The organism is Mesoterricola sp. JemC181 (assembly GCF_055384585.1).
The window spans coordinates 3,067,734-3,079,310 of record NZ_AP045076.1; the positions used below are offsets into that span (position 1 = coordinate 3,067,734).

Consider the following 11,577-nt stretch of genomic DNA (forward strand, 5'->3'; position numbering starts at 1 on the left):
CCTCCGCTGGCGCAGAGATCAGTGCTCCGGCTGGACGATCCGGATCTGCGCGTCGATCTCGGCCTGGAGGATCTTCGCGGCCTCGAGGTAGGAAGGATCGCCGGTCGCCTTGGCCGCAGCATCCAGCCGGAGCAGGAGCGTTTCCGCAAAGTCGAAGGAAATATGCAGCAGGGGCGTCGTAGTGGAAGACATGGGACCTCCTGTGGCCAGACTCCCCAAGTTAGGCCGAAAAACCCCGGAGCACCATGTGTTGAGGCGAGGGAATGCGAGGGATGGCCGAGGTTCCCAGGCGCCGATGGCCAGCCTTCAGCCGTTCAGGCACCGGCGGAGGGCGGGCATGCGTTCGCGGCTCACCGGGATGCGCTCGCCGCCGGACGTGGTCAATTCGCCGCCCCCCCCGGTCTCGACGGCCAGTTCCCTGATGGCCGCCACGGCCACCATGGCCCCCCGGTGGCAGCGGAAGAAGGCCGGGGAGAGCATGGCCTCCAGCTCGTCCAGGGTGCGGTCGAGGGGGAAGCGGCCTTCGGCGGTGTGGGCGAAGAGCAGGCGGTTCTCGGTGGACAGGTGGCTCACGTCGCTCCAGGCGAGCACGCGCAGGCGGCCCTTCCGGGTGACGATGAACCGCTCGGGCGCCTCCTTCTTCCGCACGGCCTCCATGGCCTGGAGGAGCACCGCGACGTCGGGCTGGGCCAGGAGGCGGCCTTCCACCCGCCTCAGGGTCTCCTCCAGCCGTTCCGTGACCAGCGGCTTCATGAGGTAGTCCCAGGCCTCCCAGCGGAAGGCCTCGATGGCGTGGTCGCCGTAGGCCGTGACGAAGACGATGGGCGGAAGCTTCAGGTTCTCGGCCCGGGCGGCCCTCAGCAGCCCGAAGGCGCCCGCGGGCGGGAACTCGATGTCCAGGAAGAGCACCTCCGGCTGGATCCGGCGCAGGAGCGCCAGCCCCGAGATGCCGTCCTCGGCCTCGCCCAGGCAGCAGCTGCCCGGCCTGAGCTCCTCCACCATGTCCTGCACGCGGGAGCGCGCCAGGGGTTCATCCTCGATCAGGGCATAGTTCAGGGACACAGCCTCAGCTCCACGACACAACCGGAATCCACGTCCGGCCATTGTAACCGACCGCCCATCGCTTCCAGGCGGTGGCGGACCGTGCGCAGGCCGATGCCCTCGGGCGCGCCCGCCTGGCGCCCGACCCCGTCGTCCACCAGGCGGATCAGGGGTCCCTCCACCGTCAGGTGGAGGCTGCAGGATCCCACTTTCGGACGGAAGCCGTGCTTGAGGCTGTTCTCCACGAGGGGCAGCAGGAGCAGGGGCGGGATGGACCGCCCCCGGCTGGCCTCCGGCAGGTCGAGGACGAAATTCAGCCGCGCGCCGAACCGGAGCTTCTCCAGTTCCAGCAGGTGGCGGAGCAGGTCGAACTCCTCGCCGAGCGTCCAGTTCTCCCGCTCCAGGGCCTCCAGGATCTTCCGCAGCAGGAGGGAGAGGTGTTCGATGGCGCGCTCCGCATCCTTCGGCGCCTTCGAGACCAGGGAGGCGGCCGCGTTCAGGGCGTTGAACAGGGTGTGCGGGCTGAGCTGGGACTTGAGCGCCAGCAGGTTCGCGCGGGCGCTGGACTGTTCCAGGGCGCGGGCCATGGCCACCTGGGACGACGTGCTCCGCACGCTGACCACCAGGCTCGAGAGCAGGAGACCCATCGTCACGACGAAGAAGGCCGAAAGCTGGAGGTGGAGGACGTGGTCGGCCGTGAAGAGCAGGACCCCGACGAGGACCAGGTACACCAGCATCCACTTGCCCAGCGAGAGGATGGCGGCCCAGCCGGGGTCGAGCCGGGGTGGATGGGCGAGGATCCAGGGGCTCAGCGCCTCGTAGCTCCCCCACAGGACCACGGTGCACACCGAGCCCACGCAGAAGCTGAGAAGCAGGTAATGGGGCACCGGTCCGGAAAGGAGGGCCTGGGCGAGGGCGCTGGGGATGCCCCCGAGCAGGACGGCCCTCGGCACCCAGCGGAGGAAGGCCCCCTGGAAGGGGCGGATGTCGGGATTCCAGTCCATGGGTTCGATCCTGTCTTCCTAGAAATGGACACCGACCCCGATGCCGAGATTGTTGACGGTGATCGCGGGCCGGCCGAAGACGTACTTCGAGTCGTAGCCGATGGACCAGGTGAGGGCGCCGGCCCGCTTCTCGTACCCCACGAAGGAGACCAGGCCGAAGGGATTGGTCCCGCTCCGGTCCCCCCTCCCGATGAAGCCGACCGTGCCGATCTCCATGCGCAGCCACCGGTGCACCACCATCTCCAGCACGACGCCCGTGCAGAGGTAGCGCTCGTGCCTGCCTCCGACGTCGAGATCCAGGGAGGAGACCCTCAGCCCGTACCGCTGGGAGGCGTTCGCGGACAGCAGGAGGTCGCCGCCCAGCTCCAGGTTCCCGTGGCGGGCCCCGTCCTGGGTGGCCTGTCCGCCGCCCAGGTTGAGCCGGAGGAACACCGTTTCGGGCGGACGGCCACCGGCGGGTTCCTGGGCCGGCAGGGGGATCCCCATGAGGAGGACCGCAAACAGGACGCTTCGAGAAAGGAGCATGTCGCCTCTCCTGGGTTGAAAGACCATTACCATCTCCCCGTCACTGCGAACTGGACGTTGAGGGCCTTGCGGAGTTCGGTCGGGACCTCGCCGGTGGGGACCTGGAGGCCGCCGGCCGCGGGACGATCGTACTGGGAGAGCACGGCCCGGGTTTCGAAGCCCAGGTGCCGGTTGACCTGGTAGCCCAGGCCCAGGGCGGCCCAGGGGCTCACGCGGTTTTTCCGGGTGTCCGAGCGGTAGTTGCCGTCCGGGTCGTGATTCCAATGGTCCGTAATGGTGAAATGTTGGAACCATTGAAGCACCCCGGCCCCTGCCAGGCAATAGAGGCCATTCCCGGCCGTGCCGTCGAAGGCGTAGAGCAGGTCCGCCCCGGCCCCGGCCGAGAAGAAGGTGCGCTCCTGCACGTAGTTGGAAAAGGGCCGATGGTACCGGGAGACCCGGAAGAGATCCAGGTCCAGGCGGGGGCGCACCGACAGGCGCTCCCCGGTCCTGACGGTGACCTGGAAGCTGGTGCCGAGCCCCACTTTGTCGTTGAGATCCGTCCTCAGGTCCGAAAGGGGCGCGTCCACCGAGACGGCCCCCCCGAACTGGACGGGCAGCTGGGCCCCCAGGGCGGGGCCGAGCCCCAGCAGGAGAAGGGGAAGGAGGGTCAAGGGACTGCGCAACATGGGGTCTCCTTTCGGGAAGAGGACTTCGGACCAGGAAGGCCGGGCGGTGCCCGCCCAAATCACCATGAACGAAGAATGACCCCGGGAGGGAAACGATCGGACCAACCCCACCTATCGCGCGACGAATGGAGGCAAAAAACCTACGGGGATGGGGCCGTTGTGACCGATGCACCCGGAGCTCCGGCCATAATAGGACGAACAGGTAGTTTGAGGTGACCATGAGTGAATGGCGGCACATCGCAACCGCCCCGAAGGACGGGAGCATTCTTATCGGACGCGGGTCCTTCGGACCGGGCGACGAGGACGGCATGCTCGCCGTCGCCATGCGCTGCCAGGACGGGAAGTGGCTGCGGGACCAGGACGGGAACGGGTTCACCGTCCCCTGCTTCCCCACCCACTGGATGCACATGCCCGCGCCGCCCAAGCCCCAGGACCGCCTGGTGGCGTTCAAGGCCTGCGACCGGGACCGGGAGGAGTTCTTCACCGAAGGCAAGTCCTGGGAACGCTGCTGCGACGCCGACGCCGAGGCGTGGTTCACCTGGCCGGTCAAGCCGTCCTGAGCCCTGGATGGCCGAAGGACCGGGGCCTGCCTTGAGGGCCCCACGTACCTGGCGTCCCCGAAGGCGAGGACCGGACCGAAGCTGAAGGTCTCCTGGCCGCGTCCGGGCCCATATAAAGTACTGGTTCCATTTGCCCGACTTGCTACCCTTGGGGAAGTCTCCGCCGACGGTTTCCTGAACATCCAGGCCCTTCCGCGCCGAAGACTCGATCGGAACGGAGACGCCAGCCAATGCCCCGCCTTCATAGCATGGTGCTGTGGAAAGCCATCGTCCTCACGACCCTGTGCGCCGCGGGGATCTGGAGCCTCTGGTGGTGGGGCCTCGTCCATTCTCCGAGGACCCAGGTCCGCGACCGGGCCCGGCAATCCCTGGTGCAGATGGACCGGACCATCGGCCGCGAGCTCAACCGGGCCGAAACCACCGGCCTCGCCTTCGGCGCCTGGTGGTCCCGGGAGGAAGGCCGGCTGGACGACCCCGCGCGACTGCAGGGCGTCATCGCCTTCCTGGAACGGGGAGCGATCATCACCAACCTCATCCTCAGCCGGGAGGACGGCGATTCGGCCTGCGTCGTGAGGAGGGACGGCGAATGGAACCTGGTCCTATACCGGGCGGGCCGGCATCCCAGACGGTTCATGATGCGTTCGGGGAAATGGGTGCCCGGTCCCGCGGATGACCGCGAGGTCTACGATGCCCGGCAGCGCTACTGGTACCGGTTCGGGGCGGCCCACGCCCGCCCGGCCTGGACGCCGGAGGCCTACCGCTACTACACCTCCATGGTCGGAGGGTTCACCTACACGGTGCCGGTCCGCAATTCCCAGGGCCGTCTCGAGGGCGTCATCGGCGTGGACGTCTCCCTGGAGGAGCTGACGGCCTTGATCTGGGAGCACCAGCCGACCCCCGGCGCCCGCTTGATGGTGACGGACCTGTCCGGCCGGCTCCTGGTCCCGCCCAGGACCCCGGAGATGCTCGACCAGGGGACCCGGTTCAGGCACCAGCTGACGCCGTCCACGCCCCCGGGCGACAGCCGCCCGGGCTCCAGCGCGGCCGTCGTCAGGGCGGACGGCGCGTATTCCTCCGCGGGAACGCCGCAGATGCGCCTGCAGGTCGCCATTCCCGAGGAGGACCTCTTCCCCGGCCTTCACCGCCGGCGGATCGCCACCTTCCTCCTGGCCCTCGCCCTGGTCCTGGGTGTGGCCTGGAGCCTCCTGGACCTGCACCGCCACCTCGTGCGCCCCATGCGCGAGCTTGCGGCCGAGGCGGGCCTGCCCGGGTCCGGAAGCGCCCCGGGGAAGGACTACCACTCCGACATCTGGGAACTCGAGCAGGTGGGCCGGCAGCTGCGCGACGCGGGCCGGGCCGTCCAGGAGAAGGAGCTCCTCCTGAGCCGGGCCGAGCACAACCAGCGGATGGATTCGGTGGGCATGATGGCGCCGGGCATCGTGCACGACGTGAACAACCATCTGGCCGTGGTGCTCGGCCAGCTCACGCTCTGCCGGAGCCAGTCCGAGGGCCACCCCGCCCTCCAGCCCCGTCTTCGGGCGGCGGAGGGAGCGACCATCAAATGCGCCGAGGTGCTGCGCGGGCTCCTGGACTACAGCCGCCCGGATCCGGGCCAGCGCGTGCTGATGAACCTGAACACGTCCCTGGAGACCGGCATCGGGCTGCTGCGGGGCGTGCTGGGCAAGGGCATCCGGGTGGAGCTGGACCTGGATCCGGAGCTGCCGATGCTGTTCGGGGACCCCGTCAAGATCCAGCAGATCATCGTGAATCTGGGCATCAACGCGCGGGACGCCATGCCCGTTGGCGGCCTGCTGAGCTTCCGGACGTTCTCCTCCGAGGGGAACGCCTGCCTGGAAGTGCGGGACACGGGCTGCGGCATGGGCGACGACGTGAAGCGGCGCATCTTCGAGCCCTACTTCTCCACCAAGGAGCCCGGGAAGGGCACCGGTCTCGGCCTGGCCATGGTCGCCAACATCGTGACCGGCCACGGGGGGCGGATCCAGGTGGATTCGGAGCCCGGCGCCGGGACCACCTTCCGCATCGAGCTGCCGCCCTCGCTGCGCAAGGGCGCGGAGCGGACCTCGCGGGAGGGCCGGCCGGCAACGGTCTGAATGGATGTTTGCTCCGGCCGGAGGGTAGACTGGGTTCAACACTGGAACGGAACGTGGACGCACAGGGGGGGGACATCGGGGAAGGCGGAGTGCCTGTCGGGGGTCCGGAAACGGCCCCGGACTTCGGCTCGCAGCCCACCCTCTTCGGCGAGAACCCGGGCGCCGCCACCATCCAGCCCGCGTCCTGGACCCATTACGCGGACCTCCAGCTCCTGGGCGAGGGCGGGATGGGACGGATCTACCGGGCCTTCGACCTCGTCCTCAAGCGGGAGGTCGCCCTGAAGTTCCTCGCCCGGGACGACCCGCGGCGCATGCGCCGGTTCATCCAGGAAGCCCAGAACCAGGCCAAGGTCGACCATCCCAACGTCTGCAAGGTCTATGAAGTGGGCGAGCTGAACGGCCAGGCCTTCATCGCCATGCAGCTGATCAAGGGCCGGACCCTGGCCGCCGCCCGGAAGGACCTCAGCCTGCCGGACCTGGCCTCGGTGATGGAGACCGTGGCCGCCGCCATCCACGCCGCCCACCGCCAGGGCCTCGTGCACCGGGACCTCAAGCCCGCCAACATCATGGTCGAGGAGGACGAGCGGGGCCTGAAGCCCTACATCCTGGATTTCGGCCTGGCCCGGTCCCTGGAGAGCACGGGCCTCACCCAGCAGGGCCTGGTGATCGGCACCGCCGGCTTCATGGCCCCCGAGCAGGCCGCGGGGCTGGAAGACCAGGTGGGCGTCCCGACCGACATCTACGCCATGGGCGCCACCCTCTACGCCCTCCTGGCCGGCCAGGCGCCCTTCGCGGGACGAACCGGCCTTTCCTGGCTCAAGGCCACCCTGGAGGAGGCGCCCGTCCCCCTGCGCGAAGCCGTCCCGTCCCTTCCCCGGGACCTGGCGACCATCGTCGAGAAGTGCATGGAGAAGGAGCCCAGGCGGCGCTACGCCTCCGCCCTGGCCCTGGCCGAGGACCTGCGGCGGTTCAAGGAGGGCGAGCCCATCCTGGCCCATCCGCCCACCCTCGTCTATCAGGCGGGCAAGCTCGCCCGCAAGCACAAGGCGCTCGTGGCCGTGACCGCGGCCGCCCTGGCCGCGGTGCTGGCCCTGGTGGCCGTCAACGTCCAGGCCCGGCGCACCGCCTCCGCCCAGGCCTGGTGGGCCCAGCGCTTCGGCCAGGAGGCGGAACGTTACGAATCCCTCATGCGCTATGCCCACCTCCTCCCGGCCCACGACATCCAGCAGGAGATGGCCCAGGTCCGCTGGCGCATGGCGCAGCTCGAGCCCAACGTCGCCGGCCCCTCCAACGTGATGGCGGGCCCGGCCTGCTACGCCCTGGCGCGGGGGCACCTCGCCATGGGCGACCTCGCCCGGGCTTCGGCCTACATGGACAGGGCCCTGGCCAAGGGCTTCCGGTCCCCGGAGGCGTTCTACATGCACGGGCGGATCCTGGGCTACCAGTACCTGGCCGAGCTGGACCAGATCCGGAAGGTCGCCGACCCCGCGGTCCGCGAGGCCCGGCTCCGGGCCGCCGACCAGGGCCTGCGGAGCGCGGCCATAAGGAACCTGGAGCAGGGACGGAGCGCGGCTCTGGAATCCCCCGACTACACCCTGGCGCTGCTCGCCTTCTACGGCCGCCGCCTGGACGAGGCCCTGGCCCGGGCCCGGGCCTCCTTCAGCCAGACCCCCTGGTTCTACGAGGCCAAGGGCCTCGAAGGGGACATCCTCCTGGACCAGGCCGGGACGGCCCGCCCGGAGGCATTCCGGGGCCTCCTGGAAGCCGCGGTCGCCTGCTTCCAGTCCGCCCAGGCCATGGCCCCCAGCGACCCCGACCTGTTCCTCGCCGAAGCGCGCGCCTGGCGGCTGGCCATGGACAAGCACTGGCTTCACGGCGAGGACGCCGCAGTGCCCTTCGCCCGGGGGCTCGCGGCCCTGGACCGGGCCAAGGTCCTGGATCCGTCCCGCCTCGGCACCCAGGCCCTCGAGGCGTGGTTCCATTTCGGCCGGGCCCGCGCCCTCAACAACAAGGGGCAGGACCCCACGGAGGAGCTGGACCGGGCCCTGTCCGCCTCCGCCGAGGTCCTGCGCCAGGACCCCGCCTACCCGGGAGCCCAGGAAACCCGCATGGCGGCCCTCGGCGAAACCGCCCTGGTGCGCTGGCGCACCGGGGGCGACCCCGTCGGTCCCTGGGAACAGGCCATCGAGGCGGGGGAAAAGGCGGTGGCGTCAGCGCCGAACGATCCCCTGCTCCTGCCCGCCCTGAGCCGCATCCACCTCCGGCTCATGGTCTACAGGGCCCAGCGGGGCCAGGACGCCACCGCGTCCTGGACGGCCGCCCGCACCCTCATGGAACGGGCGGTCAAGGCGTACCCGGACCTGGCGACCTTCCACGTCGGCCTGGGGGCCGCCCACGAGGAGTGGGCCGAGCAGGAACTGGCCCACGGCCGGGATCCCTCCCGGAGCGCCGAGACGGCCATCACGGCCCTGGAACAGGCCATCCGGCTGGACCCCAACCTGGTGGACGGCCACTACTACCTGGGCCTTGCAGCCAAGCTCCTGGGCGAGTATCAGCTGGCCGCCGGGCAGGATCCCCGGAAGGCCCTGGCCCAGGCCAGGGTGTCCCTCGAGCGGGCCGTGGCGGTGAAGGGCGACTTCGTGGCCGCCCTCGTGGACCTGTCGGGCTGCCACCTGGCCCTGGCCAAGGCGGAACTCGCCCAGGGCCGGTCCCCCCTGGACGAACTGGCCGCCGCCCGGCTCGACCTCGCCGAGGCCGTTCGCCGGAACCCCCGCGCCCCCTTCCCCCGGTTCTTCCGCGCCCTGTGCGACCTGGTGGAAATCCGGTGGCTGCTCGCGCACCAGCCGCCGGCCCGGATGATGCCCCTGTTCCAGCGGGCCGAGGCCGACATCCTGCGGTACCTCCGGATCTCCAGCGACAAGGTGACCTGGGCCGCCCTGGCGGAGCTGTACGCGACCTGGGCCTCGGCCGTCCCCCGGGCCGGCGTACGGGAATCCGGCCTCCGGGCGGCCCGGAAGGCCGTGGAGCTCGATCCGTCCTACGGCGAAGGGTATCTCCGCCTGGGCGATCTGGAGGTTCTCTCGGCCGCGGCGGAGGCCGCGGAGGACCGGCGGGCCCGGGCCCTGGAGCGCGCCCGGCAGGCCTACCGGCGCGGCACCGGACTCGGTCCCCTGGTCGCCGCCGCCGCCCGGGCCCGCCTGGAGCGGCTCAGATAGGACCGGTTCCGCACTCGGGGTACTTGATCATGACGACAGGCAGCGTGCCGTCCGCCTTGGCGGTATTCCAGGCCTCCAGCACGCCGGAAGGAGTCTGGCCGGTCGGATTGGGCAAGCCGGAGCGGTAGTAGCTGCCCAGCAGGTTCTCGACCGTGTGGTCCGTCCAGAAAAGGGCGGAAGCCTTGGCGGGGTCCACCTCCACGGTCACGGGCCGGCCTTCCTGCTCGTAGGTGAGGGTGATCTTCAGAAGCTTGGGGCGGGTGGGCATGGATTCTCCATGGAAAGGGGGTTGAGGAATTCGGGTCCCCAGCCAGTGGGACCACGGGCGTCATGTTTGAATTAAACGAAACGGAGGGAACAACCACGTATTATGGGGGAGATTGCCGCCATTTCACTCGCAATAACCACCCCTTTCGCCTGGGTTTCGGCCCGAACGGAGCAACCGATCGATGCAGCGACCCAATAGCATGGTGCTGTGGAAGGCCATCCTCCTTACCGCCTTGTGTTCCACCGCCGTCTGGGGACTCTGGTGGTGGGGGCTCGTCCATTCCCCCAGGACCCAGGTGCAGGCCCGCGCCAGGGCCTCCCTGGCCGAGATGGAACGGACCATCGCCCGCGAGCTGTCCCGTGCGGAAACCACCGGCCTCGCCCTGGGCGCCTGGTGGGCCCAGGAACACGCCAGCCTGGAGGACCCCGCGAAACTGCAGAGCGTCATCGCCTTCCTCGAGAAGGGAGGCATGGTCACCAACCTCATCCTGGGCCGGGAGGATGGCGATTCCGCCTGCATCGTGAAAAAGGATGGGGAATGGAACCTGATCCTCTTCCGGGCGGGCCTGGTTTCCAGGCGGCTGCTGTTGCGGGAAGGGCAATGGGTGGCCGGGCAGGGAAATGACCGGGAGACCTACCGGCCCCAGGAACGCCACTGGTACCGGTTCGGCGCGGCCCTGGGCGCACCCGCCTGGACGCCTGAGGCCTACCGGTTCTTCACGACCCGGGCCGGCGGCTTCTCCTACGTCGTTCCGGTCCGGGACGCGCGCGGCCGGCTGGAAGGCGTCGTGGGCGTGGACGTCTCCCTGGAGGAGCTGACCCAGTTCATCTGGGACCACCAGCCGACCCCGGGCACCCGCATGGTCGTGTCGGACGCGGGGGGACGGCTCCTGGTCCCGCCCAGGATTCCCGAAATGCTCGATCCGGGGGCGCGCGTCGACCACCAGCTGATGCCGGTGCCGCCATCCTTCCCGGAAGCGGAGCCGGCCGGCCCCAACGCGGTCCGGGCTCCGGTGGGCGCCTTCATCGCGGCCGGCGGCGCGTACGCCGTCCCCGGAAAGCCGTGGATGAACCTGCATGTCGCGATTCCCGAGGAGGACCTCTTCCCCGGGCTGCGGCCGCGGCGGATCGCCGTCTTCGTCCTGGCCCTGGCGATCGTGCTGGGCGTGGCCTGGAGCCTCCTGGACGTCCACCGCCGGTTCGTGCGCCCCATGCGGGACCTGGCGCTCGAGGCCAGTTCGCCCTCCACCGACGACGGGTCCAGCGAGGACTATCAATCCGATGTCTGGGAGATCAAACAGGTCGGGCAGCAGCTGCGCGTCGCCGGCCGGGCGGTCCAGGAGCGCAACCGCCTGCTCAACCAGGTGGAGCACAGCCAGCGGGTGGATTCGGTCGGGATGATGGCTCCGGGCATCATGCATGACGTGAACAACCAGCTGGCGGTGGTCCTGGGCCAGATCGCCCTCTGCCAGACCTTGTACGAGGATCATCCCGCGCTCCAGCCCCGCCTCCGGCAGGCCGAGGAGGCCGCCGCCAAGTGCAGCGAGGTCCTGCGCGGGCTGCTGGACTACAGCCGCCCCGACCCCGGCGAACGCGAGCCGATGAGCCTGAACGTCTCGGTGGAGCACGTGGTGGCCCTGCTCGGCCCCGTCGCCGGACCGTCCATCCAGGTCCGGAAGGACCTGGACCCCGAGTCGCCCGTCATGTTCGGCGAGCCCCAGAAGATCCAGCAGGTCCTGGTGAACCTGGGAATGAACGCCCGGGACGCCATGCCGGAAGGCGGCCTGCTCACGTTCCGCACCTTCCGCTCGGAGGGCAACGTCTGCCTGGAAGTCCGGGACACCGGCTGCGGCATGACCCGGGAGGTGATGGAGCGGGTCTTCGAACCGTTCTTCTCCACCAAGGCGCGCGGGAAGGGCACCGGGCTCGGACTGGCCATGGTCGCCAACATCGTGGCCGCCCACGGCGGGAGCATCCGGGTGGATTCCGTACCTGGCGAGGGCACCGCGTTCCGGATCGAATTCCCCTGTTCCCTCCGCAAGCGCGGGGAGACGCGGGCCGCCGCCAAAGCAGAAGAAGGTCTGGCATCCCCATACACAAAGTGAGACCCTGGTGCCAGCAGCCCGGGGCCTCCAGGCCTTTTGTAATCGACCTGGGAACTTCGCGGCTTATCACCACCCCTTTTC

General features: G+C 69.8%; 10 protein-coding genes. 4 read left to right on the forward strand and 6 right to left on the reverse strand.

Translation table 11 applies throughout. The features are described 5' to 3' along the window. Positions 1 to 18 precede the first annotated feature (18 nt). The 5 genes from ACZ5MC_RS13495 to ACZ5MC_RS13515 form a co-directional block, all read right to left on the reverse strand. Positions 19 to 192, reverse strand: coding sequence for a hypothetical protein (locus tag ACZ5MC_RS13495; protein ID WP_306601023.1), 174 nt, complete (start codon positions 190 to 192; stop codon positions 19 to 21). Positions 193 to 306: 114 nt separating this feature from the next. Beyond that, positions 307 to 1,062, reverse strand: coding sequence for a LytR/AlgR family response regulator transcription factor (locus ACZ5MC_RS13500; RefSeq protein ID WP_306601024.1), 756 nt, complete (start codon positions 1,060 to 1,062; stop codon positions 307 to 309). After that, positions 1,053 to 2,045: a sensor histidine kinase gene (locus ACZ5MC_RS13505; RefSeq protein ID WP_306601025.1), complete on the reverse strand. Its 993-nt coding sequence runs from the start codon at positions 2,043 to 2,045 to the stop codon at positions 1,053 to 1,055. The genes ACZ5MC_RS13500 and ACZ5MC_RS13505 overlap by 10 nt, the downstream gene beginning before the upstream one ends. 18 nt (positions 2,046 to 2,063) lie before the next feature. Further along, positions 2,064 to 2,570 carry a hypothetical protein gene (locus tag ACZ5MC_RS13510; protein WP_306601026.1) on the reverse strand — a complete coding sequence of 169 codons (507 nt, stop codon included), beginning with the start codon at positions 2,568 to 2,570 and terminating at the stop codon, positions 2,064 to 2,066. A 26-nt stretch (positions 2,571 to 2,596) separates the two neighbouring features. After that, positions 2,597 to 3,238 (reverse strand): hypothetical protein, encoded by a 642-nt coding sequence (locus tag ACZ5MC_RS13515; protein ID WP_464516024.1) that lies wholly within the window; start codon positions 3,236 to 3,238, stop codon positions 2,597 to 2,599. Positions 3,239 to 3,456: 218 nt separating this feature from the next. On the opposite strand from ACZ5MC_RS13515, the gene ACZ5MC_RS13520 reads away from it, so the two are divergent. The 3 genes from ACZ5MC_RS13520 (at position 3,457) to ACZ5MC_RS13530 (ending at position 9,124) form a co-directional block, all read left to right on the forward strand. Next, on the forward strand, positions 3,457 to 3,798 hold the full coding sequence (locus tag ACZ5MC_RS13520) for a hypothetical protein (protein WP_306601028.1): 342 nt from the start codon (positions 3,457 to 3,459) through the stop codon (positions 3,796 to 3,798). Positions 3,799 to 4,028: 230 nt separating this feature from the next. Then, a complete protein-coding gene (locus tag ACZ5MC_RS13525) occupies positions 4,029 to 5,909 on the forward strand; it encodes a sensor histidine kinase (RefSeq protein ID WP_464516025.1) in 1,881 nt (626 codons plus the stop codon). A 53-nt stretch (positions 5,910 to 5,962) separates the two neighbouring features. Then, positions 5,963 to 9,124 (forward strand): serine/threonine-protein kinase, encoded by a 3,162-nt coding sequence (locus ACZ5MC_RS13530; protein WP_306601030.1) that lies wholly within the window; start codon positions 5,963 to 5,965, stop codon positions 9,122 to 9,124. On the opposite strand, the gene ACZ5MC_RS13535 is transcribed toward ACZ5MC_RS13530, so the two are convergent. Beyond that, positions 9,117 to 9,392: a hypothetical protein gene (locus ACZ5MC_RS13535; protein ID WP_306601031.1), complete on the reverse strand. Its 276-nt coding sequence runs from the start codon at positions 9,390 to 9,392 to the stop codon at positions 9,117 to 9,119. The two genes, ACZ5MC_RS13530 and ACZ5MC_RS13535, sit on opposite strands and share 8 nt — an antisense overlap. Positions 9,393 to 9,573: 181 nt before the next feature. Here ACZ5MC_RS13535 and ACZ5MC_RS13540 point away from each other — a divergent pair, with 181 nt between their 5' ends. Beyond that, positions 9,574 to 11,496, forward strand: a complete 1,923-nt coding sequence (locus tag ACZ5MC_RS13540; protein ID WP_464516026.1) for a sensor histidine kinase — start codon at positions 9,574 to 9,576, stop codon at positions 11,494 to 11,496. Positions 11,497 to 11,577 lie beyond the last annotated feature (81 nt).